The organism is Rhodovulum steppense, from assembly GCF_004339675.1.
Lineage (GTDB): Bacteria > Pseudomonadota > Alphaproteobacteria > Rhodobacterales > Rhodobacteraceae > Rhodovulum > Rhodovulum steppense.
Genome location: NZ_SLVM01000017.1, coordinates 52127 through 77358, shown reverse-complemented (window position 1 = coordinate 77358; position 25232 = coordinate 52127). Strand labels below are relative to the sequence as shown.

Annotated in this window: 19 protein-coding genes and 1 pseudogene; 13 read left to right on the top strand and 7 right to left on the bottom strand. The window is 68.2% G+C overall.

The features are described from left to right. Nucleotides 1-337: 337 nt before the first annotated feature. A pseudogene (locus EV216_RS12330) lies at nt 338-495 on the top strand (IS21 family transposase); the annotation flags it as partial. 726 nt (nt 496-1221) lie between these two features. Further along, on the top strand, nt 1222-2208 hold the full coding sequence (locus tag EV216_RS12325) for a complex I NDUFA9 subunit family protein (RefSeq protein WP_132695830.1): 987 nt from the start codon (nt 1222-1224) through the stop codon (nt 2206-2208). Here the strand turns inward: EV216_RS12325 and EV216_RS12320 are convergent. Continuing rightward, on the bottom strand, nt 2205-3008 hold the full coding sequence (locus tag EV216_RS12320; protein ID WP_132695829.1) for an undecaprenyl-diphosphate phosphatase: 804 nt from the start codon (nt 3006-3008) through the stop codon (nt 2205-2207). The two genes, EV216_RS12325 and EV216_RS12320, sit on opposite strands and share 4 nt — an antisense overlap. A 225-nt stretch (nt 3009-3233) precedes the next feature. Between EV216_RS12320 and EV216_RS12315 the strand changes: the two genes are divergently transcribed. The 5 genes from EV216_RS12315 to queG all read left to right on the top strand — a co-directional run bounded on the left by EV216_RS12315 (nt 3234) and on the right by queG (nt 11956). Beyond that, the gene (locus tag EV216_RS12315; protein WP_132695828.1) at nt 3234-4667 is read left to right on the top strand and encodes an NAD(P)-dependent oxidoreductase; all 1434 of its coding nucleotides are present in this window, start codon (nt 3234-3236) and stop codon (nt 4665-4667) included. Between the two features lie 147 nt (nt 4668-4814). Further along, nucleotides 4815-9353, top strand: a complete 4539-nt coding sequence (gene gltB, locus EV216_RS12310; RefSeq protein ID WP_132695827.1) for a glutamate synthase large subunit — start codon at nt 4815-4817, stop codon at nt 9351-9353. Between the two features lie 102 nt (nt 9354-9455). After that, a complete protein-coding gene (gene mtgA, locus EV216_RS12305; protein WP_207894007.1) occupies nt 9456-10196 on the top strand; it encodes a monofunctional biosynthetic peptidoglycan transglycosylase in 741 nt (246 codons plus the stop codon). Between the two features lie 54 nt (nt 10197-10250). Beyond that, a complete protein-coding gene (gene fzlA, locus EV216_RS12300; protein WP_132695826.1) occupies nt 10251-10916 on the top strand; it encodes an FtsZ-binding protein FzlA in 666 nt (221 codons plus the stop codon). Continuing rightward, nucleotides 10913-11956 carry a tRNA epoxyqueuosine(34) reductase QueG gene (gene queG / locus EV216_RS12295; RefSeq protein WP_132695825.1) on the top strand — a complete coding sequence of 348 codons (1044 nt, stop codon included), beginning with the start codon at nt 10913-10915 and terminating at the stop codon, nt 11954-11956. The genes fzlA and queG overlap by 4 nt, the downstream gene beginning before the upstream one ends. Here queG and qhpG read toward each other — a convergent pair. Further along, nucleotides 11950-13242, bottom strand: a complete 1293-nt coding sequence (gene qhpG, locus EV216_RS12290; protein WP_132695824.1) for a flavin-dependent monooxygenase QhpG — start codon at nt 13240-13242, stop codon at nt 11950-11952. The two genes, queG and qhpG, sit on opposite strands and share 7 nt — an antisense overlap. Before the next feature lie 221 nt (nt 13243-13463). On the opposite strand from qhpG, the gene peaA reads away from it, so the two are divergent. Genes peaA through EV216_RS12260 form a run of 6 tightly spaced genes read left to right on the top strand, consistent with a single transcriptional unit; the run spans nt 13464 to nt 20290 of the window. Continuing rightward, entirely contained in the window at nt 13464-15014 is a 1551-nt protein-coding gene (gene peaA / locus EV216_RS12285) for a quinohemoprotein amine dehydrogenase subunit alpha (RefSeq protein ID WP_243642067.1), read from the top strand. Between the two features lie 5 nt (nt 15015-15019). Beyond that, nucleotides 15020-16450, top strand: a complete 1431-nt coding sequence (gene peaB / locus EV216_RS12280) for a quinohemoprotein amine dehydrogenase maturation protein (protein WP_132695835.1) — start codon at nt 15020-15022, stop codon at nt 16448-16450. Then, nucleotides 16447-16794 (top strand): quinohemoprotein amine dehydrogenase subunit gamma, encoded by a 348-nt coding sequence (gene qhpC, locus EV216_RS12275; protein ID WP_132695822.1) that lies wholly within the window; start codon nt 16447-16449, stop codon nt 16792-16794. The genes peaB and qhpC overlap by 4 nt, the downstream gene beginning before the upstream one ends. Nucleotides 16795-16799: 5 nt before the next feature. Next, nucleotides 16800-17876 (top strand): quinohemoprotein amine dehydrogenase subunit beta, encoded by a 1077-nt coding sequence (gene peaD, locus EV216_RS12270; protein WP_132695821.1) that lies wholly within the window; start codon nt 16800-16802, stop codon nt 17874-17876. Between the two features lie 3 nt (nt 17877-17879). Continuing rightward, nucleotides 17880-18548 carry a subtilisin-like serine protease QhpE gene (gene qhpE / locus EV216_RS12265; protein ID WP_132695820.1) on the top strand — a complete coding sequence of 223 codons (669 nt, stop codon included), beginning with the start codon at nt 17880-17882 and terminating at the stop codon, nt 18546-18548. Beyond that, complete coding sequence (locus EV216_RS12260) at nt 18530-20290, top strand: ABC transporter ATP-binding protein (RefSeq protein ID WP_243642066.1); 1761 nt, start codon at nt 18530-18532, stop codon at nt 20288-20290. Before qhpE ends, EV216_RS12260 begins: the two co-directional genes overlap by 19 nt. Here EV216_RS12260 and qhpR read toward each other — a convergent pair. The 5 genes from qhpR to dapB all read right to left on the bottom strand — a co-directional run bounded on the left by qhpR (nt 20185) and on the right by dapB (nt 25213). Next, nucleotides 20185-21150: an AraC-like transcriptional regulator QhpR gene (qhpR, locus tag EV216_RS12255; protein ID WP_132695818.1), complete on the bottom strand. Its 966-nt coding sequence runs from the start codon at nt 21148-21150 to the stop codon at nt 20185-20187. The two genes, EV216_RS12260 and qhpR, sit on opposite strands and share 106 nt — an antisense overlap. A 161-nt stretch (nt 21151-21311) precedes the next feature. Next, a complete protein-coding gene (dctP, locus tag EV216_RS12250; RefSeq protein ID WP_132695817.1) occupies nt 21312-22400 on the bottom strand; it encodes a TRAP transporter substrate-binding protein DctP in 1089 nt (362 codons plus the stop codon). A gap of 27 nt (nt 22401-22427) precedes the next feature. Next, nucleotides 22428-23750, bottom strand: a complete 1323-nt coding sequence (locus EV216_RS12245) for a TRAP transporter large permease (protein ID WP_207894006.1) — start codon at nt 23748-23750, stop codon at nt 22428-22430. After that, a complete protein-coding gene (locus EV216_RS12240; protein WP_132695816.1) occupies nt 23740-24240 on the bottom strand; it encodes a TRAP transporter small permease subunit in 501 nt (166 codons plus the stop codon). Before EV216_RS12240 ends, EV216_RS12245 begins: the two co-directional genes overlap by 11 nt. Before the next feature lie 163 nt (nt 24241-24403). Beyond that, on the bottom strand, nt 24404-25213 hold the full coding sequence (gene dapB, locus EV216_RS12235) for a 4-hydroxy-tetrahydrodipicolinate reductase (protein ID WP_132695815.1): 810 nt from the start codon (nt 25211-25213) through the stop codon (nt 24404-24406). Nucleotides 25214-25232: the final 19 nt, after the last annotated feature.

Below are 25232 nucleotides of genomic sequence, written 5' to 3'. Positions count from 1 at the left end.
GGCACCATTGACCCCAGCATGAAGTAGCAAACATAACGACCGGGCGGGTCAGTTCTCGGTGACAACGCTGGGTCAGTTCTCAGTGACATCCAACAGTCTGCACCTTGAACGCCGAGCGCTGGAACTCCGGCCGTCGCAATCTGACCAAGCCTTGCCGAGCGTCCGAAACCGACGAAGGCCATCCGTGCCATGCGATGGCAACCAACTACCCACTGGCCGTATCTGCATCCCGGAGTTGCGGATCTCAAGCGCGAGTTTTTCAACGGAATAAGCCCGACGGTGAACTGGACGATTCTGTCAGCAACGGCCCGGCGGGGTGAGGTGGATGAGCGCCGCGGCGGCGACGGCCTTTGTGCCACTCCGCTTCGATCCGGGCGAGGCGTACCAGTTCGACTGGAGCCACGAAGTCGTCCTGATCGAGGAGGTGACCACGACCGTGGAGGTCGCCCGTGTCCGGCTGTGCCACGGCGGATGGTCTTCACCCGGGCCTATCCGATCCTGCCTGCCAAGAATGATGTCGTTTCTGGGGACGCCCCCAGAAATGATGCGGAAAGTGGGGCAACCCAGGAAGAATGGCCGCCCAAAGCCCTTATTCTTCAAAACGAGGTGGTCTCACGACCGTCTTCGGGAGGCAGGGGTCGGAGGTTCGAATCCTCTCACTCCGACCAGTAATCCTAAGCCAACGTCTCGTCGATCATCGCAGCCGGAACATGACGGAAGCGGCGGGTCCGACGGCAGACGGGAACGCCCTGGTCTCCTGTCATGGCGGATTGCGACGCCCACCCTTCAATCTGCAGGACAGGATCTCGGGTCGCTTGCGGCCCTTGTATCGAGGCTCGCCATAGCGAGCCGCCTTGCTGCAGGACTTCCTGCCGGAGATGCAGGGGGGGGGTAGTCCCTTGTCTTTCAACGTTTTCCGGAACCGGTCGGGGAACTGCCATTCGGCGGACGGGAAACGGACTGAGCCAGGGCCGTCGCGCCGAGGAAGTCGCTGACCTGGCCGCCGCCATGAAGACCCCCTGGTCCAGCTTCCGATCCCGCTTCCCCGGAAATGGGTGCCGCCACAAGCGCCCATCGCGAGCCGCGGGCCGAATCCTGGCCGAAAGACCCCTGGCAGATCGAGCGGTCGGCGGGCGGTCACATCATCAGGACCCATGTCTTGCGGGGTCGGGTTCGGCCCTATATTCGGTATCGGAACGCCATTTGCGAGGGAGGCCGGGCATGGCAGGGCTTGTGACCGTTTTCGGAGGCTCGGGCTTTGTCGGGCGCTATGTCGTGCAGCGCCTTGCGGCGGGGGGTTGGCGGGTCCGCGTGGCGGTGCGCCGCCCGAACGAGGCGCTGTTCGTGCGCACCTATGGCGCGGTCGGGCAGGTCGAGCCGATGCTGTGCAACATCCGCGAGCCCGCCTCGGTCGCCGACGCCTTGCAGGGGGCGGATGCGGCGGTCAACTGCGTCGGCATCCTGAACGAGGTCGGGCGCAACACCTTCGGTCTGGTGCAGAATCACGGCGCGCGCCATGTCGCCGAGGAGGCCGCGAAGGCCGGGGTCGGACGGCTGGTGCATGTCTCGGCGATCGGGGCGGATCCGGACGGCAAGAGCGCCTATGCCCAGACCAAGGGACAGGGCGAACAGGCGATTCTGGCGAGCTTCCCCGAGGCGGTGATCCTGCGGCCTTCGGTGATCTTCGGGCCGGAGGACCAGTTCTTCAACCGCTTCGCCTCGATGGCGCGGTTCGCGCCGGTGCTGCCGGTGACGGGCGGCAATACCCTGTTCCAGCCGGTCTATGTCGACGATGTGGCGCAGGCCGCCGCGCTGGGGGTCACGGGCAAGGCGGCGCCGGGGATCTACGAGCTGGGCGGGCCGGAGGTGCGACGCTTTGCCGATCTCATGGAGGAGATGCTGGAGGTGATCGGCAGACCGAACCGGATCGTGCTGAACCTGCCGCTGTTTGCCTCTGCCGCGATGGGAACGGCGTTCGACCTGCTGCAAAGGCTGTCGCTGGGGCTGTTCACCAACTCGATCCTGACTCGCGACCAGGTGACGAACCTCGCGCTGGACAATGTGGTGGGCGAGGGCATGCCGGGCTTTGCCGAGCTGGGCATCGCGCCGGTTTCGATGGAGTCGGTGCTGCCCGAATACCTGTGGCGCTACCGCCCGTCGGGGCAGTTCTACGGCATCCGCGAGTCGGCCAGGGGGACGCGGCCCTAACTGTAGGCGATGCCCAGCAGGATGATCCCCAGCACCACCCGGTAGATCACATAGGGCGTGAAGCTGATCGAGCGGGCCAGCCGCATCATCACCGCAAGCGCGGCCAGCGCCGAGACGAAGGCGAAAGCGGCGGCGATGGCGCCGTCGCGGGCGATGGCAAGATCGGCGTTCAGGATCACCTCGCCGCCCAGCAGCACGCCAGAGGCTGCGATCGTCGGGATCGACATCAGCATCGCCAGCCGCGCCGCGTCGGGCCGGTCATAGCCCAGCGCCCGCGCCCCGGTGATCGTGATGCCCGAACGCGAGGTGCCCGGCAGCAGCGCGATCACCTGCCAGGACCCCATGACGAGGGCGTGTTTCAGCGTCCATTGCGGGGCCTTGCGGGTGCGCGGCGCGCGGGTGTCGATCCACCACAGCAGGATGCCGAAGATCAGCATCGTCCAGCCGATCAGGGCCATGCTGCGCAGCATCTCCTCGACGCCCGCCAGCTTTATCAGGAGGCCCGCGATCACGACCGGGATGGTCGCGACGATCAGGCAGAGCGCGAGAAAGGCGCCGGGCGTGTCGATCCGGCCGCGGATGACCCGTCCCAGTCCGCCGAGCGCCAGCGCCACATCCTTGTGGAAATAGAGGATCACCGCCCCCAGTGTGCCGACATGCACCGCCACGTCGATCACCTGGCCCTGGTCCGGCTGGCCGGTCAGGTAGGGCAGCAGGATCAGGTGGCCCGAGGACGAGATCGGGAGGAATTCGGTGATCCCCTGGATCACGGCAAGGAGGAGGAGGTTGAAGAGTTCCATGTCACCCGGCCCGCAGCGGAATCGGCGTCAGCATACGGGTTTGATTCGGAATGGAAAGCACCGCTAAAGGTCATATTTGCTGACCTTGAATTGGCGCTATCGCGAAGTGGGGCGCGGGCGGGCGGAAAGATAATTCCGAAAGGGTCATAACTTCTGACTTTTAATTGCTCTGGAAGACCCGTATAGAGGCGGCCGGAAACGGAGTCCGTCCGCAGGGAGCCAGCCATGTCGAAGCGTCCGATGCTTCAGTTCGTCAGCACCGCCAAGGAAATGCCCCTCAAACGGGATGCAGACTCGCGTGCGCATGATTTCAACGAGATTTACGCCGAATACGCCGCCGAGAAGGCCGCCGAGCAGGCCAGCCGGTGCAGCCAGTGCGGCGTGCCCTATTGCCAGACGCATTGCCCGCTGCACAACAACATCCCCGACTGGCTGCGCCTGACCGCCGAGGGGCGGTTGCAGGAAGCCTACGAGATGAGCCAGGCGACCAATACCTTCCCCGAGATCTGCGGCCGCATCTGCCCGCAGGACCGCCTGTGCGAAGGCAATTGCGTGATCGAACAGTCGGGCCATGGCACCGTGACCATCGGCGCGGTCGAGAAATACATCACCGATACCGCCTGGGATAATGGCTGGGTGCAGCCCATCGCGCCCCGCGAGGAGCGGCCCGAAAGCGTCGGTATCATCGGCGCGGGGCCCGGCGGGCTGGCGGCGGCGGATGTGCTGCGCCGCGCCGGTGTGCAGGTCACGGTCTATGACCGCCATGACCGCGCGGGCGGGCTGCTGACCTATGGCATCCCGGGTTTCAAGCTGGAAAAGGACGTGGTCATGCGCCGCGTCGAACAACTGGAACAGGGCGGGGTCGAGTTTGTCCTGAACTGCAATGTGGGCGTGGATATCAGTTTCGACGCGATCCGCGGCAAGCATGACGCGGTGCTGATCGCCACGGGCGTCTACAAGTCGCGCGCGATGCAGGCGCCGGGCGTGGGCGCGGCGGGCATCGTGCGGGCCATCGACTACCTGACCGCCTCGAACCGGGTGGGGTTCGGCGACAGCGTGGCCGAATACGAGTCGGGCGAGCTGAACGCCAGCGGCAAGCGCGTGGTGGTGATCGGCGGCGGCGATACCGCAATGGATTGTGTGCGCACGGCGATCCGGCAGGGCGCGCAATCGGTGAAATGCCTTTATCGGCGCGACCGGGCGAACATGCCCGGCTCGCAGCGCGAGGTGCAGAATGCCGAGGAAGAAGGCGTCGAATTCGTCTGGCTGACCGCGCCCAACGGCTTTGCCGGCAATCCGGTCGAGGGCGTGATGGTGCAGAAGATGCGGCTGGGCGCACCCGATGCCACGGGCCGCCAGAGCCCCGAGGTGATCGAGGGCGCGGATTATGTCGAACCCGCCGATCTGGTCATCAAGGCGCTGGGTTTCGAGCCCGAGGACCTGCCGACGCTCTGGGGTGAAACCGCGCTGGAAGTGACGCGCTGGGGCACGATCAAGGCCGATTTCCGCAGCCATGAAACCAGCCTGCCGGGCGTCTTCGCCGTGGGCGATATCGTGCGCGGTGCAAGCCTTGTCGTCTGGGCGATCCGCGACGGGCGCGAGGCGGCGGACAGCATCCTGACCTATCTATCCCAGCCCGCGCAGGTCGCGGCAGAGTGACAGCCCGGAGGCGTTTGCATGGGAAAAGAGCAAATCGGAATTCCATATGATTTCCATATGATTTCCATATGACTCTTGTCCGACGCCCCCGACCAGTGAGACAGGAATAGGGCAGATGCCCTGACCCATCAGAGAAGGGTTCCGACCATGACGAAATTCGATGCCGACTGGGTGGCCCGCGAGGAAGCCCGGCGTGCCTTTGTCGCCGAGCACGGGCTTTACCGGCCCGAGGACGAGCACGCCTCCTGCGGGGTGGGTCTGGTCGTGGCGGTGGACGGCAAGCCCTCGCGCAAGGTGGTCGAGAACGGGATCGACGCGCTGAAGGCGGTCTGGCACCGTGGCGCGGTCGATGCCGATGGCAAGACCGGCGACGGGGCGGGCATCCATGTGCAGATCCCGGTGCCGTTCTTCTATGACCAGATCCGGCGCACGGGCCATGAGCCGCATCCCGACCGGCTGATCGCGGTGGGGCAGGTGTTCCTGCCGCGCACCGATTTCGGCGCGCAGGAAGCCTGTCGGACCATCGTCGAGACCGAAGTCCTGCGGATGGGCTATTACATCTATGGCTGGCGCCACGTCCCGGTGAATACCGAGGTGCTGGGCGAGAAGGCCAATGCGACACGGCCCGAGATCGAGCAGATCCTGATCTCGAACGCCAAGGGCGTGGACGAGGAGACGTTCGAGCGCGAGCTTTACGTCATCCGCCGCCGGATCGAGAAGGCGGCGGCCGCGGCGCAGGTGCCGGGGCTTTACCTGTGCTCGCTGTCCTGTCGGTCGGTGATCTACAAGGGCATGATGCTGGCCGAGCAGGTGGCCGAGTTCTATCCCGACCTGCTGGATCCGCGGTTCGAAAGCGCCTTTGCGATCTATCACCAGCGCTATTCGACCAACACCTTCCCGCAATGGTGGCTGGCGCAGCCCTTCCGCATGCTGGCCCATAACGGCGAGATCAACACGCTGAAGGGCAACCTGAACTGGCTGAAAAGCCACGAGATCCGGATGGCGTCGTCCGCCTTTGGCGATCTGGCCGAGGATATCAAGCCGATCGTGGCGCAGGGGTCGTCGGATTCGGCGGCGCTCGATTCCGTGTTCGAGGTGCTGGTGCGTGCCGGGCGCAATGCGCCGATGGCCAAGACGATGCTGGTGCCCGAGGCCTGGTCGCAGGCGGCCGTCGAGCTGCCGAAGCCCTGGCGCGACATGTATGCCTATGTGAACTCGGTGATGGAGCCCTGGGACGGCCCCGCGGCGCTGGCGATGACGGACGGGCGCTGGGTCTGCGGCGGGCTGGATCGCAACGGGTTGCGGCCGATGCGCTATGTGGTGACCGGCGACGGGCTGCTGATCGCGGGCTCGGAAACCGGGATGGTGCCGACCGACGAGGCCAGCGTGCGCGAGAAGGGCGCGCTGGGTCCGGGGCAGATGATCGCGGTCGATATGCGCGAGGGCCGACTTTACCATGACAGCGAGTTGAAGGACCTGCTGTCGGCCAGCCAGCCCTTCGGCGACTGGCTGGAAAAGGTGCACGAACTGGACGGCACGCTGTCGGGCCTGGACGAGGTGACGCTGTACGAGGGCGGCGAACTGCGCAAGCGGCAGATCGCGGCGGGCTTCACCATCGAGGAGGTCGAGACGATCCTGGCGCCGATGGCCGAGGAGGGCAAGGAGGCGGTGGCGTCCATGGGCGACGACACGCCCAGCGCGGTGCTGTCCGAGAAATACCGGCCGCTCAGCCATTTCTTCCGCCAGAACTTCAGCCAGGTGACGAACCCGCCGATCGACAGCCTGCGGGAATACCGGGTGATGAGCCTGAAGACGCGGTTCGGCAACCTCAAGAACGTGCTGGACGAGGATGGCAGCCAGACGCGGATCATCGTCCTGGAAAGCCCCTTCCTGGGCAATGCCCAGTTCGAGGCGATCGCGTCGCAATTCACCTCGCCCATGACCGAGATCGACTGCACCTTCCCGGCGGGCGCGGGGCAGGACGCGCTGCGCGAGGGGCTGGCGCGGATCCGGGCCGAGGCCGAGGATGCGGTGCGCTCGGGCGCCGGGCATCTGGTGCTGACCGACCAGCACCAGAACGAGGACCGCGTGGCGATGCCGATGATCCTGGTCACCAGCGCGGTGCATAGCTGGCTGACGCGCAAGGGGCTGCGGACCTTCACCTCGGTCAATGTGCGTTCGGCGGAATGTATCGACCCGCATTATTTCGCGGTGCTGATCGGCTGCGGCGCGACCACGGTGAACGCCTATCTGGCCGAGGACACGCTGGCCGACCGGATCCGGCGGGGGCTGCTGGATTGCACGCTGACCGAAGCCGTGGCGCGCTATCGCAAGGCGATCGACCTCGGGTTGCTCAAGATCATGTCGAAGATGGGCATCTCGGTGATCTCGTCCTATCGCGGCGGGCTGAATTTCGAGGCGGTGGGGCTGTCCCGCGCGATGTGCGCGGAATATTTCCCCGGCATGCACAGCCGGATCTCGGGGATCGGGGTTTCGGGCATCCAGAAGAAGCTGGAAGAGGTCCACCGCCAGGGCTGGCGCGGGGGGCGCGACGTGCTGCCGGTGGGCGGCTTCTACAAGGCGCGGCGCTCGGGCGAGACCCATGCCTGGGAGGCCAAGACCATGGCGCTGTTGCAGAAGGCGTGCGACAGCGCGTCCTTCGAGATCTGGAAGCAGTTCTCGGCCGCGATGCGGGCGCATCCGCCGATCCATCTGCGCGACCTTCTGGACATCAAGCCGCTGGGCAAGCCGGTGCCGATCGAGGAGGTGGAATCGATCACCTCGATCCGCAAGCGGTTCGTGACGCCGGGGATGAGCCTGGGCGCGCTGAGCCCCGAGGCGCACAAGACGCTGAACGTGGCGATGAACCGGATCGGGGCCAAGTCCGACTCGGGCGAGGGCGGCGAGGATCCGGCGCATTTCCACCCCGAACCGAACGGGGACAACCCGTCGGCCAAGATCAAGCAGGTGGCCAGCGGCCGCTTCGGGGTGACGGCGGAATACCTGAACCATTGCGAAGAGCTGGAGATCAAGGTCGCGCAGGGCGCCAAGCCCGGCGAGGGTGGGCAACTGCCGGGGATGAAGGTCACGGAACTGATCGCAAGGCTGCGCCATTCGACCAAGGGCGTCACGCTGATCAGCCCGCCGCCGCATCACGACATCTATTCGATCGAGGATCTGGCGCAGCTGATCTATGACCTGAAGCAGATCAACCCGCGCGCCAAGGTCTGCGTCAAGCTGGTGGCCTCCAGCGGTGTGGGCACGATCGCGGCGGGCGTGGCCAAGGCCAAGGCCGACGTGATCCTGATCTCGGGGCATAATGGCGGCACCGGGGCCAGCCCGGCCACGTCGATCAAATATGCCGGCCTGCCCTGGGAAATGGGCCTGACCGAGGCGCATCAGGTCCTGGCCATGAACAACCTGCGCGAGCGGGTGACGCTGCGCACCGATGGCGGGCTGCGCACGGGGCGCGACATCGTCATGGCGGCGATGATGGGGGCCGAGGAATACGGCATCGGCACCGCCGCGCTGATCGCGATGGGCTGCATCATGGTGCGGCAATGCCAGTCCAACACCTGCCCGGTGGGGGTCTGCACGCAGGATCCCAAGCTGCGGGCCAAGTTCACCGGCAATGCGGACAAGGTGGTGAACCTGATCACCTTCTACGCGCAGGAGGTGCGCGAGATCCTGGCCCAGATCGGGGCGCGGTCGCTGGACGAGGTGATCGGGCGGGCGGATCTGCTGACCCAGATCAGCCGCGGCTCGGCACATCTGGACGATCTGGACCTGAATCCGCTGCTGATCCAGGTCGATCCGTCGGACCGGCCGGTTCTGGACCGCTACAAGCCGCGCAATGCGGTGCCCGACACGCTGGACGCGGAGATCCTGCGCGATGCGCATCGCTTCTTCGAGGATGGCGAGAAGATGCAGGTGTCCTATGCGGTGCGCAACACGCACCGGTCCATCGGCACGCGGGTATCCAGCCACATCGTCACGAAATTCGGGATGCGCAACAAGTTGCAGCCCGACCACCTGACGGTGAAGCTGGCGGGCAGCGCGGGGCAGTCGCTGGGCGCGTTCGGCGCACCGGGGCTGAAGCTGATCGTGGCGGGCGATGCCAACGACTATGTCGGCAAGGGGCTGTCGGGGGCGACCATCGTGGTGCGTCCGCCGCTTTACACGCCGCTGGACCCCTCGGAGAACACGATCATCGGCAACACGGTGCTGTATGGTGCCACCGACGGCTACCTGTTCGCGCTGGGCCGGGCGGGCGAACGCTTTGCCGTGCGCAACTCGGGCGCCAAGGTGGTGGTCGAGGGCTGCGGCTCGAACGGCTGCGAATACATGACCGGCGGGATTGCGGTGATCCTGGGACGGATCGGGGCCAATTTCGGCGCGGGGATGACCGGCGGCATGGCCTATCTGTATGATCCCGAGGGGATGGCCGCCGACCGGATGAACATGGAAACGCTGCTGACCTGCCGGATCAGCGTCCAGCATTGGGAAGCCGAGCTGAAGGGCCTGATCGAACGCCATGCCGAGGAGACCGGCAGCCACAAGGCGCGCGACATCCTGGACCATTGGGAACTGGAGAAGGGCAATTTCCTGCAGGTCTGCCCGCGCGAGATGCTGCCCCACCTGACCCATCCGCTGGGCATCGAGGAACGCGCGGTTCCGGCGGAATAGGGTCTGATCCGGCCCTGAACGAAGGCCCCCGCGGTGTCACCCGCGGGGGTTCTGCATTTCCGGCGATGGCCAAGCGGGCCGCGCTGGTCTATCAGGCGGCGCATGGCGAAGCGAAAGGCACCGGCACGCAGGAAGGCGGCCCGCAAGGGCGGCGGGGGGCGGTTCAGGCTGCCCGCGCTGCCGCGTCCGCGGATCACCCTGCGCCGTCTTGTCTGGGGCATGGTGCTGCTGGCGGTGCTGGGCGTCGTCGCGCCGAAGGTCGTGAACCCGCCCCTGACCCATACGATGTGGTCCGAGGGGCGGCGGCTGGGCGGGATCGAGCATCGCTGGGTCGCGATCGAGGATGTCGCGCCCGCGATGCGGCGCGCGGTCGTGGCGGCGGAGGATGCGAATTTCTGCCTGCACTGGGGCTTTGACATGCGCGCGATCCGTGGCGCGCTGGAGGCGGGCGGGCGCTATGGCGCCTCGACGATCAGCCAGCAGACGGTCAAGAATGTCTATCTGTGGCAAAGCCGAAGCTGGCCGCGCAAGGCGCTGGAGGCGGTGATCACGCCGCTGGTGGAACTGACCTGGTCCAAGCGGCGCATCCTGGAGGTCTATCTGAACGTGGCCGAGTTCGGCGAGGGCGTCTTTGGCGTCGATGCGGCGGCGCGGCATTATTTCGGCGTGCCCCCGGACCGGCTGAGCGCGGCGCAGGCTGCGGCGCTGGCCGTGGTGCTGCCCGCGCCGAAGACGCGCAACGCGGCCCGGCTGACGCCGCAGTTGCAACGCCGGGCCGCGCGGATCTCGGACGGGGCGGCGACGATCCGCGCCGATGGGCGGTCGGCCTGCTTCGAGAGTTGAAAATCCGGGCCTGACCGGGCAAGAGGGGCGTCAGGTCAACTTCCGGTCGAGCCCATGAACCGTCTCTATCACGTTCCCCTGTCGCCCTTTTGCCGCAAGGTCCGCCTGGTGCTGGCCGAAAAGCGGATCGAGGTGGAGCTGGTCGAGGAACGCTATTGGGAGCGTGACGCCGATTTCATGCGGCGCAACCCGGCGGGCAAGGTGCCTGTGCTGCGGATGGACGGGCGCGCGATGGCCGAGAGCCAGGCGATCTGCGAATATCTCGACGAGGTCCATCCCGAACCCCGGCTGCTGCCCGGCACCCCCGCCGAACGCTACGAGGCGCGGCGGCTGTGCTTCTGGTTCGACGACAAGTTCCATGACGAGGTGACCTCGAAACTGCTTTACGAGCGGGTCAACAAGAAGGTGATGGGCCAGGGCTATCCCGAAAGCCGGGCGGTCAAGGCGGGATCGCAGGCGATCAAGTTCCATCTCGACTACATGGGCTGGCTGCTGGATCAGCGGCGCTGGCTGGCGGGGGATGTGATGACGCTGGCCGATTTCGCGGCGGCCGCGCATCTGTCGAGCCTCGACTACATCTCGGATGTGGACTGGAACCGGAATGCGGCGGTCAAGGACTGGTATGCCAAGATCAAGTCGCGCCCGGCCTTCCGCAGCATCCTGGCGGATCAGGTGCCGGGCTTTCCGCCGCCCCGGCACTACGCCAATCTCGACTTTTGAGCGGGGCGCTCAAGGATCGGCTGGCAGCGCAGGCCCGGGCCGAGGGCTTTGCCGCGATGGGGGTATGCCGCCCCGATGCGATACCGCAGGCCCCCGCGCGGCTGGCCGCGTTCGTCGAGCGGGGCTGGCATGGCCAGATGGCGTGGATGGCCGAGCGGATGGGCTGGCGCGGCGATCCGGCGGCGCTGTGGCCTGCTGCGCGGTCGGTGGTGATGCTGGCCGAACCCTATAGCCCGGCGCATGATCCGCTGGCGGTGCTGGACCGGCCCGACCGCGGCGCGATCTCGGTCTATGCGCAGAACCGCGATTACCATGACGTGCTGAAGGCGCGGCTGAAGCGGCTGGGGCGCTGGTTGATCGACGCGGCGCCGGGGGCGGAGATCAAGGTCTTTGTCGATACCGCGCCGGTGATGGAAAAGCCGCTGGCGCAGGCGGCGGGGCTGGGCTGGCAGGGCAAGCATACGAACCTGCTGGGGCAGGGTCTGGGCAACTGGTTCTTTCTGGGCGCGATCTTCACCACGGTCGAACTGCCGCCCGATGCGGCGGGGCAAGAGCATTGCGGCAGTTGCACCGCCTGTCTGGAGGCCTGCCCCACGGGGGCGTTCCCGGCGCCCTTCCAGCTGGATGCGCGGCGCTGCATTTCCTACCTTACGATCGAGCACAAGGGGCCGGTGGACGAGGGCCTGCGGCCGCTGATGGGCAACCGGATCTATGGCTGCGACGATTGCCTGGGGGTCTGCCCCTGGAACAAGTTCGCAGCAGCCGCGCGCGAGGTGAAATATGCCGCCCGCCCCGATCTGGTCGCGCCGAGGCTGGCCGATCTGGCGGGACTGGACGATGCGGGGTTCCGGGCGCTGTTCGCGGGATCGCCGATCAAGCGGATCGGGCGGGATCGGTTCGTGCGCAATGTCTGCTATGCCATCGGCAATTCGGGTGACAGGGCGCTGATCGGGCCGGTGCAGAGACTGGTTTGCGACCCGGATCCGACGGTGGCCGAGGCCGCGCGCTGGGCGGTGGCGCGGCTGTCGCGCGCTCAGTAGGGCGGCGCGGCCTCCTGCATCAGGAAGTCGGGCAGATGTTCGGCGGCCTTGCCCCAGCGGGCGACGAGATCGGGCAAGGGCACGCGGTCTTGCAGGGCGCGCCATGCCTCGGCCGCGGGGATCGTCCCGAACCAGGCGATGCCGGCGGGCGTGGCGGGGGTGCGCAGGATCTCGCGTTCCTCAAGCAGGTTGTCGGCCACCACCACGGCGCGGTCGATGCGGAAGCCGTTGCCTTGCGGGTGCAGGGGCAGATCGTCGGGAAAGTCGCGGCGGCGGACCCAGAAGGGCGCATCGGCATGGTCGGCGACCTGGCGGGCGAATTCGCGGCCGACGCGGGCCTGATGCAGGAAGGTCTCGGTCAGCCGGTCCGCGAGGAAGCGGCGGGCCAGCGCCTCGGTTTCCGGGCCGGGGCGGGCGGCGAGGCTGCGGCGCACGGCGGTTGCCGACAGCGCGCCCGAGACCGCCCAGAACTGGCCATGCCCGGACAGGGGATCGCCCGCGGCCGCCGCATCGCCGATGGCCAGCACGGCCAGATCGCCGGTAAAGGGGGGCAGCGCGGGGGCGCAATCGCGGATCACCAGCGGCCCCTCGGGCTGCAAGGCGGGCAGCGATGCGGTTTCGGTGGCGGCGGCGATGGCGGCGGCGAAACGCGCGCCGGGCGGGGCATCGCCCTGCGCATCGGTGACGAACTGCACCCAGGCCCGGCCCGGCCAGCCCTGCGCGATCCAGAGCCAGCCTTGCGCGATGGGCACCACGCGCACGCCACGCGGCGCGGCGCGGTCCGCCGCGGCCCAGCCCGAGATCGACAGCGTGGCGGGTGCGCGGCGCATGTCGCGGATGCCCGCATGGGCCTTGCGCCCGCGCGCGTCGAAGACCTGCCTTGCGGTCAGCCGCGCGCCCCCGTCGAGATGGATCGTGACGCCCTCGGGGCCGGTGGCCTCGACCCGGGCGGTGCCGGGGATCAGCCGCGCGCCCGCCGCCACGGCGGCCTGCCGCAGATGGGTGTCCAGCGCGGGGCGGTGGACGATCCATTCGGCATTGCCATTGGTGGGCTGCGCGGCCCAGTGGCTGATCCGCGAAAGCGGGCCGACCAGCCCCGCGAACCCGGCCAGCAACCCCTGCCCGTCCAGCCAGCGATGCAGCCGCGGGCTCATGCCCTCGATCCGGTCCTCGGCGGTGCAGGGATCAATCAGCACGATGTCCAGCCCGTCGCGCGCGGCCAGCCAGGCGGCGACCGCCCCGGCCGGTCCGCCGCCCAGAACGATCAGGTCATGGGTTTGCGTCATCCGGTTTCCCTGCTGCCTGTTCGCGAGCCAAAGGCACCACCGGGCAAGACATAGCACATTCTGCAATGCCTCGCATTGCCGCATCCATCCTGCCCGGGTGCGAGGTTGTCCGGAAATGTCAAGAAATGCGGACGGAGCTTGGCAAAGATTTGATCGGCGCGGCAAAGCGCCGCGCGACACCAAGAGCGCGACACCGACAAAGCAACAGGGACATGCCACCGATGAGCCGAACAGCCCCCGCCCTTTGGTCGACCTGCGCCGCGCTGGCGCTGGCGCTGCCTGCCCTTGCGATGGAACCGCAGGAGATCCTGGACCGCGTCTGCACCACCTGTCACGCGCCGCGCGCCGATGGCAGCCTGCCGCGAATCGACGATGGCCGCCGCACGCCCGAAGGCTGGGACATGACGCTGGTGCGGATGATGCGCAATCACGGGGTCCGGCTGTCGGGCGAGGAGCGCGCGGCGATGGTGCGCCATCTGGCCGACACGCGCGGGCTGGCGGTCGCGGAGACCGAGGGCTGGCGCTATATCCTGGAGCAGGAACCCGTTTCGGTGGATCTGGCGCCGAGTCAGGACCTGGCCGAGATGTGCGCACGCTGCCATTCCTTTGCCCGGGTCGCGCTGCAACGGCGCACGCGCGAGGATTGGGCGCATATGATCCATTTCCATCTGGGGCAGTATCCGACGCTGGAATATCAGGCGCTGGCGCGTGACCGCGACTGGTGGGGCCTTGCGATGAGCGAGGTGCTGGATTTCCTGGCCGGGACTTACGGGCTGGGCGACGCCCCGGCGCCCTTGGCCGCCGATCTGTCGGGGGCCTGGAGTGTGGCCGGGCGGATGCCGGGGCGGGGCGATTATGCCGGGACGATGCATGTGATGGCCGAGGGCGCGGGCTACGAGGTGCATCTGGATATGGGCTTTGCCGATGGCAGCCACGCGCATTTCGACGGGCAGGGGCTGGTCTATGGCGCGGGCGAGTGGCGCGCGACGCTGTCGGATGGCGAGACCGAGATCCGGCAGGTCATGGCGCTGGGCGCGGATGGGGCGCTGGCGGGGCGCTGGTTCGATGCCGAAAGCGACGTGATCGGAGCGCGGATGCTGGCCGCGCGCGAGGATGCCGCGCCGCGTATCCTGGGCATCAGCCCCGGCCATCTGCGGCTGGGCGAGGCGGCCGAGGTCACGCTGACCGGCGTGGGGCTGTCGGGCGCGCCGGTGCTGCCCGAAGGCGTCAGTGCCGAGGTGGTTTCGGAAAGCACGACGCAGGTCGTGCTGCGCGTGACCGCCGGGGCGGAGGCGGCGGTGGGGCCTGTCACGCTTGGACTGGGGGATCTGGCCGCGCCGCTGGTTCTGTATGACCGGCTGGACCGGATCGCGGTGGTGCCAGAGGTCACGATCTCGCGCGTGGGCGGCAATGACGGGCCGATTGCCAAGGTCCCCGCGCAATTCGAGGTGCTGGGCTACCTGAACGGTCCCGATGGCGAGCCGGGCACCGAGGACGACATCCTTGTGGGCCATTTCCCCGCCGACTGGAGCACCGAGAATTTCGACGAGGTGGCCGCGGCGATGGAGGATGCGCGCTTTGCGGGCGTGATCGACGGCACGGGCCGGTTCACGCCGGGCGATGCGGGGCCGAACCCGGAACGGCCGATGATGACGAACAATGCGGGCAATCTGTGGGTGGTTGCCCGGCTTGAACAGGCGGGCGAGGTGCTGGAGGGGCGCGCGCAGCTTTACGCCACCGTCCAGCGTTTCGTCGATCCGCCGATCCGGTGAGCGCGATGGGAATGCTGGCCTTCATCCCCGAGAATGCCCACCGGGTCGAGGTGGACGGGCGCGCGATGCTGATGCATGTGCCCTCGACCGGGCTGTATGAAATGGACGCGGTGGCGCGTGATGTGTTCGACCTGTTCGCGCGGGCGGGTGTGGCGGATGCCGCGGCTCTGCGCGCGGAACTGGGTGGGCGGCATGCGCCCGGCGCGCTGGCCGATTGCGTCGCCAGTTTCGTGGCCCTCGACATCCTGCGCGATGCGGCCACGCCGGCCGCGCCGATCCGGATTGCCCGGGTCGAGGATGTGCCGCTGTCGACGATCGTTCTGAACGTCAACACGGGCTGCAACCTGGCCTGCACCTATTGCTACAAGGAGGATCTGACGACCCCCGCCAAGGGCGAGAAGATGACTTTCCAGACCGCGGTGGCGGCGTTCGAATTGCTGCTGCGGCAGGCATCGGCGCGGGACCGGGTCAATGTCGTCTTCTTCGGGGGCGAGCCGCTGACCAATATCGCGCTGATCCGGCAGGTGGTCGACCATGCCGAGGCGCGGGTGGCGGAGCTGGGCAAGACGGTCGATTTCTCGCTGACCACGAATGGCACGCTGCTGTCCGAGCCGCTGGTGGACTGGCTGGATGCGCATCGCTTCGGGCTGACCGTGTCGATGGACGGCCCCAAGGCGCTGCATGACGTGAACCGGCGGAACGTGGGCGGGCGGGGCACCTATGACGCGGTGGCGCGGAATGTGCGGATGCTGCTGGGGCGGTATCGCTCGCGTCCCGTGGGCGCGCGGGTGACGCTGACGCGCGGGGTGACCGATGTGCTGGCGATCCATGACCATCTGCGCGGCGATCTGGGCTTTGCCGAGGTGGGATTCGGCCCGGCGACATCCGGCCCGGTATCGGTCTTCAACCTGGAAGGTGCTGCGCTGGGGCAGGTGTTCGAGGACATGAAGACGCTCGGGCGGCGCTATGTCGAGGCCGCGATACGGGGCGAGAATATCGGCTTCTCGAACATGCACCAGTTGCTGACGGACATCGCGCAGGGCACGAAAAAGGCGGTGCCCTGCGGGGCCGGGCTGGGGATGCTGGCCGTCGACAAGGCGGGCGATCTGCATCTGTGCCACCGCTTCGTCGGGTCAGACCAGCCGACCTATGGCAATGTCGAGACCGGCATCGACGTGCCGCGGCTGGCAGGCTTCATCGAGGGGGCGCAGGATCGCAGCGGCTATGGCTGCCGGACCTGCCGGATCCGGTCGATCTGCGCGGGCGGATGCTATCACGAATCCTATGCGCGGCAGGGCGATCCGTTCGCGCCGGTCTATCACTATTGCGACCTGATGCGGGACTGGGTCGATTTCGGGATCGCCGCCTATACCCGCATCATGCAGGCCAATCCCGATTTCTTCCGTCGCCATCTTCAGCCGAGGAGAGCCCAATGAAACACCTGACCCCCGCCAATGCCCGGGCCAAGGCGATGGACGAGGCCCTTGAGGCCGAAGCCGCCGCGCCCGCAGAGGGCAGCGCCGAGGAAGTGCTGGCCATGAACGCGCTGGTGGGCTGCACCACCTCGTTCGATCCGGGCTGGGAGATCGACGCCTTTGGCGGTGTCGCCAACCTGTGCCAGCCGATGGAGGCCGATCTTTACGGCTGCGCCGATCCCTGCTGGTGGCCCGCGCAGGTGCCCGACACGATGACCACCTATCCGAACTGGACCGAGAACGCGCCCGCCTCGGAAGCGGACTGGCGCCAGTTGCAATCGGTCTTTCCCCGGCTGAAAGGGTGACGAGGATGAAGACGCTGACTGCCCTGCTGGCCCCTGCCCTGCTGGCTGCCGCCGCGCCCGCGCTGGCCCGCGACTACCTGATCGCGCCGACCCGTCCCGACCGGCTGGTGATCGTCGATACCGAGGCGATGGCGGTGGACAAGGTCATCACCATCGACATGGCCGCGCCGCTGCCCAGCCTGCCCGTGGTCAGCGCGGATGGGCGCCGCGCCTTCGTGATCGTCGCGCAGAACGAGGAGATCGTCGAGATCGACCTGGAAAGCGGCGAGGAAGTGCAGCGCCTGATCCTGGGCACCGAGCAGGAGCGGGTGAAGGCGCTGTTCGGGATGGACCTGTCGCCCGACGGCGCGACGCTGGCGGTCTATGAAAGCCCGGTGGGGCTTTTCAAGAACCATTTCGAGGTGCGGCCCACGCGGCTGTCGCTGTATGACGCGGCAACCGGCGTGCTGAAGGCCCGGGCCGAGGCGCCGCGGCAGGTGACGGTGATCGCCTATTCGAAGGATGGCAGCCGGATCTACGGGATGGGCCGCGAGATGCATGTCTTCGACGGCGCGACCGGGCAGAAGGTGGATGAATTGCCGATCCATGGCTGGGGCAAGGGCGAATATGTCCAGCCCGACGTTCTGGATGCCTGGTCGCAATTCGAGGTGGCGGGGATGGTGACCACGCCCTTCTACACCTTTCGCGAGGATGGCGACCCCGAAGACCCGGAGGCCTATCGCACCGGGCTGCTGACGCTGGATCTGGAGACCGGCGAGATGGTGATGAAGGACGCGGAGGCGACCGACATCTTCTATTTCTCGACCGTGGCCGATCCGGCGAAGCAGCGGATTTTCGGCGTCTACAACCAGTTGGCCAGTTTCGATCTGGAGACGCGCGCGCCGATCAAGCGGGTGAACCTGCCGCACAGCTATTACTCGGTGAATGTCTCAAGCGATGGCAGCACGATCTTCATCGGCGGCACGCTGGGCAATATCGGGGTCTATGATGCCGAGACGCTGGAGAAGAAAGGCCAGATCGACCTGCCGGACGGGCATTCGATGTCGCTGGCCTCGGTGCGGCTGTTCACGCGCGCCGACTAGGCGGTGACGGGCCGCCCCCCTCTTGTCGGCGTGATCGACAGCGGCGGCCCCGAGGCCGATCTGGCGGGGGGGCGGCTGTTCCTGCCGGATGGCACCTGGGTCGCGGCGCGGCCTGACCGGCTGGGCCATGGAACGGCGGTGGCCGAGGTGATCCGGCGTGCGCTGCCCGATGCGCGGATCGTTCATGCGCAGGTGTTTCAGGACCGCCCGGTAACGACGGCGATCCAGGTGGCGAGCGCGCTGGACTGGCTGGCGGGGCGGAAGGCGGATGTGATCTGCCTGAGCCTGGGGCTGGCGGCCGACCGGGTGCCGCTCAGCCGCGCGGCGCTGGCGGCGGTGGCGGCGGGGCGGATCGTGGTCGCGGCGGCGCCTGCGCGGGGGGGGCCGTGCTATCCGGCGGCCTATCCCGGCGTGATCGCGGCAACGGGCGATGCGCGTTGCGACTGGGACGGGCTTTCGGCACTTGAGGGCGGCGTGATCGGGGCCTGGTGCGGATCGCCCGAACAGGGCGGGACGGGACAGGGCGGCGCGAGCCTTGCCGCGGCGCGGGTTGCGGGGCATCTGGCGGCGCGGATCGCGGCCGGGGCGCGGTTTGCCGATGGCGCGGCCGCGCGGGACGCGCTGGCGGGCGCGGCGCGGTTTCACGGGCCCGAATGCCGGGGCTGCGCATGAACGGGGCGGCACGCTTCGGCCGGGGGGCGGCGCGGGTCTTCTTCGGGCCGGGCGCGGCGGGCTGGCTGGGGCCGGTGATCGCGCGGGCCTCGGGCGGCATCGCGCTGGTGCTGGCGGTGTCGCTGCTGGCGGTTCTGCTGGGGCTGGCGACGCCGTGGCTGACCAAGCAGTTCATCGACGAGGGGCTGGTGGCGCGCGATGCGCAGGCGGTCTGGACCTGGGCGCTGGCGGCCTTTGGCGTCGGGCTGGCGGCGCTGGGGATGGGCGTGGTCAATGCGCTGCTGCATCTGCGGTTCTCGGCGCGGATGCTGGCCGATCTGCGCGGGCGCGCGATGCGGGCCAGCCTGTTGCGCGATCCGCTGGCGCCGCCCAAGCCCGTGGGCGAGATGACGGCGCGGATCGACGGGGACACGGCCGAGATCCAGCGTTTCGCCTTTGACGGGCTGCTGGCGGCCTTCGGCTCGATCCTGCGGCTGCTGGGCGGGGGCGTGATGCTGGTGGTGCTGGACTGGCGGCTGGCGCTGATCCCGATCCTGGCGGCGCCGCTGGAGCTGGCCTTTCTGGCCTGGGCGCGGGGGCGCACGACCGCGCGGGCCGAGGATGTGCGCGAGATGCGCGGCGCGGTGTCGAGCTTCGTGATCGAGAGCCTGTCGAGCCTGCCCACGCTGCGCGCGCTGGGGGCGGGGGAGGCGCGGGCGGGCGCGCTGGAGCCGTTGCAGACTGGCCAGATCGCGGCGCTGGAGCGCCAGCGGCGCTGGCTGGAACTGGTGGGCGCGGTGCCGCAGGTGATCGCGGCGGGGGTGCGGCTGTCGGTGCTGCTGATCGGCGGGCTGTGGGTGGTGCGGGGCGACTGGCAGATCGGCGCGCTGATCGCGTTCCTGGCCTATATCGGGATGCTGACCGGGCCGCTGCGCAACCTGCTGGGGCTGTATCACGCGCAGGCGCAGGCGCTTGTGTCGGCGGGGCGTCTGGCGGACCTGATGGATGCCGAGGCGACCGAGGCGCCGGGCAGGCCGCTGCCGCCGGGGGCCGTGCTGGGCTTCGAGGTGGCGCGGGCGGCAATGGCGGATCACGCGCCGGTTACGGCGACGATCCCGGCGGGGGCAAGGGTGCTGATCGACGGGGCCTCGGGGGCCGGGAAATCCAGCCTGATGCACCTGGCGCTGCGGCTGGCGGCCCCGGCGCCGGGCGCGCGGGTCACGCTGGACGGGGTGGATGTGCGCACGCTTGACCCCGTGGCGCTGCGCCGGGCGGTGGCGCTGGTGCCGCAGCGCGGGACGCTGTTGGCGATGAGCCTGGGCGACAACCTGCGGCTGGCCGATCCGGCGGCGTCGGATGCCCGGCTGTGGCAGGTGCTGGAACAGGCCGACCTGGCCGATTGGGTGCGGGCGCAGGGGGCGGGGCTGGACCTGATGCTGACCGAGACGGGGGCGAACCTGTCAGGCGGCGAACGGCAGCGGATCGCGCTGGCCCGCGCGCTGTTGCTGCCGTTCCGGGTGCTGATCCTGGATGAGAGCCTGTCGGAGGTCGATGCGGCCTCGGCGGGGCGGATTCTGGCGGCGCTGGACGCGCATTACGCCGACCGCACGCGGATTTTCATCGCCCATGCGGGACCGGCGCGCGAGGGGCCGTTCGATCAGCGGATCACGCTTTCCTCGCGCCCGCCCGAGCGGCGCAATTCGCGCGGCGATTCGCCGAACCAGCGGGAAAACGCGCGGGAAAACGCGGTCTGGTCTGAATAGCCCAGCGCGAGCGCGATCTCGCTGAGCGGCAGCGCGGTGCGGGTCAGCATGGCGTGGCCGCAGGCGCGGCGGCATTCGGCAAGAAGGTCGGCAAAGCTGGTGCCCTCGGCATCGAGATGGCGGCGCAGGGAGCGGCGCGACAGGCCCAGATGGCGGGCGATGGCGTCCTGATCTACGGGCGCATGGCCGATCCGGTCGAAGATGGCGAAGCGCACCCGCGAGGACAGCCGTTCGGAGCGGCGATGCTCGGCGATGGTGCGGTCGAGCATGCGCAGCGCCTCGGGGAAGGAGTCGTCGGGGGTGGGGGCGCGGCGGTCGAGCATACGGACGGGAAAGGCGATGGCGTTTTCGGGCGCAGCCATGCGGGGCGGGCGGCGCAGGGCGGCGGCAAGGGGGGCGGTGCGGGCGCAGGGCGCGTGTTCGAAGGCGATGTCGCTGAGGGCGGTGGGGGGCGCGCCGAAATGCCCGGCGATGCGGGCGACGACGCCCAGCGTCAGTTCGGAATCGGCCCGGCGCGGCCAGATCCGGCAGTCGAGCACGCGGTAGGTGAAGCGGGCGCAATCGCCATCGACCTCGAACCGGGCACTTGTGCCGGATTGCAGCGCGGGAAAGCCCTGCGCCAGACAGCGCAGCGCGGCGCCAAGGGTGGTGGCGCGGGCCACCGCCTCGCCCAGCGGGCCGAGATCGGCAAAGGCAAGCGACAGGCCCTGACGCCAGGAGACCAGCGGATCGGAACTGTCGGCGCGCATCCGTTCGAGCCCCGAGACGAACTCGGCCAGCGCCATGGCGGGCGGGGTGTCGGCGCAGGCGGGGGGCACCAGCGCGGTATAGGGGCGGCTGAGTATCCAGGACGCGTCCATGGGCCTGACCTGTCGGGCGTTCACGAAGACGTTAACCGCAGGGGGCCGTGGCGGCCTACGAATTTGTTAACCCAAGGGCAGGTCCGGCGCGCGATCCGGGCGCGACTGCACGAAAAAGGGGCCCGCATCGCTGCGGACCCCCGTTTCGCGAGTGGGTTCGGTCAGTTGGCGCAGGCGCGAATCGCCTCGATATCCGGGCCGTTCGGCGTGCGGCCGAGGTTGAAGGGCGCCGAGGCGTCGCGCCATTTGGCGTAATCGGCCAGGTATTCGAGCTGGCTGAGATAGACCTTGGCCGAGTTCGGGTTGGCGCAGGCGGTTTCCACGATCACCTCGTTGGCGATTTCCTGCACGCGGGCCAGCGTCTCGTCGTCATAGCGGGTGATCTCCACCGCCTCGTCGAACTGGGCATAGGCTTCGGTCGCGCGGCGCTCGGTGAAGGCAAGCGACCACAACAGCGTCGCATTGGCCGCCACGCGCAGCTTTTCCTGCGTCTCGGGGGCGAGGGCGTCCCAGGCGGATTTGTTGATCATCACCCCGAAGACCGAGGCCGACTGGTGCCAGCCGGGCGTGGCCCAGTATTGCGTCACCTGCTGGAAGCCGCCCGACCAGTCCACGTTCGGGGTGGAGAATTCCGCGCCGTCGATCACGCCGCGTTCGAGGGCCTGGTAGATCTCGCCGCCCGCCATGGACACCTGGCTGCCGCCGAGGCGTTCGAGGATCCTGCCCTGTTCGAGGCCCGAGAGCCGCAGCCGCTTGCCCTGAAGGTCTTCGAGCGTGCGGATCGGCGAATTGGTGCGGAAGCCCGATTCGTTGTTGGTGACGCCATAGGGCAGGTAGACCATGCCGTAATTGCCGTAGATCTCGTCATAAAGCGCCGCGCCGCCCCATTCGAGGATCCAGTTCACATAGTCCACCGCGTTGAACAGGCTGGCGGTGGTGGCCAGCGGCGAGAAGGCGGCATCGCGCCCGGCCCAGTAGCCCGGCCAGTCGCCGCCGGCCTGGATCGTGTTGCTTTCGACCGCGCCGAACACCTCGCCCGCGGGCACCAGCGACCCGCCCTCGTAGAAGTCGATGGTCAGCTCGCCCGCGGTCAGCTTGTTGGCAAGATCCGCGAAATGGCGGTCGATCTCGATCAGTTCCAGCGACGAGGGCCAGGTGGTGGTCATGGTCCAGGTCTCGGCGGCCATGGCAGGCACCGACAGGCTTGCCGCAAGGGCGGCGCCCGTGAACAGGGTGGTCTTGGTTTTCATGGTCTTTCTCCTCCGGTTTTGGTCGTCTCAGCGTCCGTAGAACTGCCCGGGCAGCCAGGTCACCAGTTGCGGGAACATCGCCACGGCCAGGCACATCAGCAGGATCAGCCCGATGAAGGGCAGCACCCCCACGATGATCTGCGCGGTCCTGACGCTGGGGGGCGCGATCGCCCTGAGATAGAACAGCGCGTAGCCGAAGGGCGGCGTCAGGAACGAGGTCTGGAGCACCACCGCCATCAGCACCACGAACCACAGAAGGTCGATGTTCAGCTCCTGCACGATGGGCAGGAAGATCGGGAAGGACAGAAGCACGATCCCGGTCCAGTCGAGGAAGGCGCCCAGCAGGAAGACGATGAACAGCAGCATCGTCATCAGCATCCAGGGTTCCATTTCCAGGGCGCGGATGATCTCCTGCGTGGCGCGCAGCCCGCCGGTGATGTTGAAGACCCCGGTAAAGGCGGTGGCGCCGATGACGATGAACAGGATCATCGCCGAGGTGCGGGCGGTCTCGATCAGCGCGCTGTAGAAGGTCTTGAGCGCGAATCTGCGCCGCGCCACGACGATCATCAGCGCCAGGAACACACCGATGGCCGAGGCTTCGGTCGCGGTGGCGATGCCCGCCAGCAGCGAGCCGAGGATGCCGAGGATCAGCAGCAGGGGCGGCACCGCTTCGAGCAGGAGCATGCGGAACAGCGCGCCGCGGGAGATCTTGTCGTCGGCGGGCACGGGCGGCGCCATGTCGGGGCGCAGGAAGGCCACCAGCATGACCCAGGCCGCATAGAGCAGGCCCAGCAGCACGCCGGGGATCATGGAGCCCGCGAACAGCTCGCCCACCGACAGCGGCGAATAGCTGGCCATCAGGATCAGCATGATCGAGGGCGGGATCAGGATTCCCAGGCAGCCCGAGGCCGCGATCAGGCCCGAGGCCATGGTCGGGCTGTAGCCGTATTGCAGCATCGGGCGCAGCGCCATGAAGCCCATCACCGTGATCGAGGCGCCGATGATGCCGGTGGTGGCCGCCAGCAGGATCGAGATGAACACCACCGCCAGCGCCATCCCGCCCGGCAGCCCCGCCAGCAACAGGCGCAATGTCTCGAACATCTTGTCGGTGACGCCTGAATCCGACAGGAACCGCGCCATCAGGATGAACAGCGGAATGGCGATCAGGGTGTAATTGTCCAGCACGTCGCCGAAGACGCGGTTGACCACGATCCCCAGCACCATCGGCTTGCCCGCCGCAAAGGCCCCGATCACCGCCGCGCCGCCCAGCACGAAGGCCAGCGGGTGGCCCATGAACAGGCCCAGCAGCAGCAGGCCGAACATCAGGAGGGCGATCAGCTCAGGTCCCATGGGGCGATTCCGTCCGGTTGAACAGCAGTTTCAGCACTTCGCAGATGCCTTGCAGCAGCAGCAGGCCCGCCGCCACGCACATCGCCGCCTTGAGCGGGTAGACCGGCAGTTGCACCGCGCCATAGGTGGTTTCGCCCTGCGCCCAGGACCGGGCGGCGAAATCCCAGCTGCGGCGGAAGAAGATCCAGGCGAAGGGGAAGAAGAAGATCAGGTAGCCCGCGATATCCACCCAGCGCCGTGTGCCGGGGCGCATGTGTTCGGTCAGCAGGTCCACGCGCACATGGCTCTGATGGCGCAGCGCATAGCCGCCCAGCAGGATGAAGTAGAAGCCGAACATCTGCTTGGAGACGTCGAAGGCCCAGCGCGTCGGGCTGTTCAGCGCGTAGCGCATGAAGACGTCGTAGATGATGACGGCGGCGAAGCCGAGCGCGAGCACCGCGACCGTGCGGCCCACGAGTTCGTTCAGCCCGTCGATGGCGCGGATCAGCATGTCCGCCCCCCTGCACGGCCCCGTTCGGCCGGGCCGGGCCTGTTGCTGTTCCTGCCGAGCATTCCCCCCTCCCCGGGTTCCGCCTTCTGGAAATGAACGTGTGTTCAGAAAGACCGTTTGGCGCGCCGCTGTCAACGGGGGTCCGGCCCCCGGGACGCGCCGTCTAGAGACCCAGAACGTCCAGCATGTCGTATTCGCCGGGCTTGCGGTCCTGCCCCCACAGCGCGGCGCGCAGCGCGCCGCGGGCGAAGATCGCGCGATCCGTCGCGACATGGCGCAGCACGATCCGTTCGCCCATCCCGGCGAAGATCACGTCATGCTCGCCCACGATGTCGCCCCCCCGGATCGCGGAAAAGCCGATGGCGCCGCGGCCGCGTTCGCCGGTGATGCCGTCGCGGCCGCGTTCGGAGACCTCGGACAGCGCGACGCCGCGCCCCTCGGCCGCGGCCTGTCCCAGCATGAGCGCGGTGCCCGAGGGGGCATCGACCTTGTGGCGGTGATGCGCCTCGACCACCTCGATGTCGAAATCGGCATCCAGCGCGGCGGCGACCTTGCGGGTCAGTTGCACCAGCAGGTTCACGCCAAGGCTCATGTTGCCGGCGCGCACGATCACGGCATGGCGGGCGGCGGCCTTGATCTTGTGCAGATGCTCGGGGCCGAATCCGGTGGTGCCGATCACATGCACGGCGCGGGCCTGGGCGGTCAGGGTCGCGGTGGCGACCGTCGCCTCGGGCGTGGTGAAGTCGATCACGGCCCGGGCCTGGGCGATCGTGCCGATGGCGTCGTCAGTGACGGCAAGGCCCAGATGCGGGCCGCCCATCGCCTCGCCGATGTCGCGGCCGATCCAGGGATGGCCGGAGCGCTCGACGCAGCCGACGAGTCGGGCCTTGTCGCTTTGCAGAACGGTGTGGATCAGCATCTGGCCCATCCGGCCCGATGCGCCCATGATCACGATGCCCGGCAGGTCCGCCATTTCGCCCTCCATGCGCCTT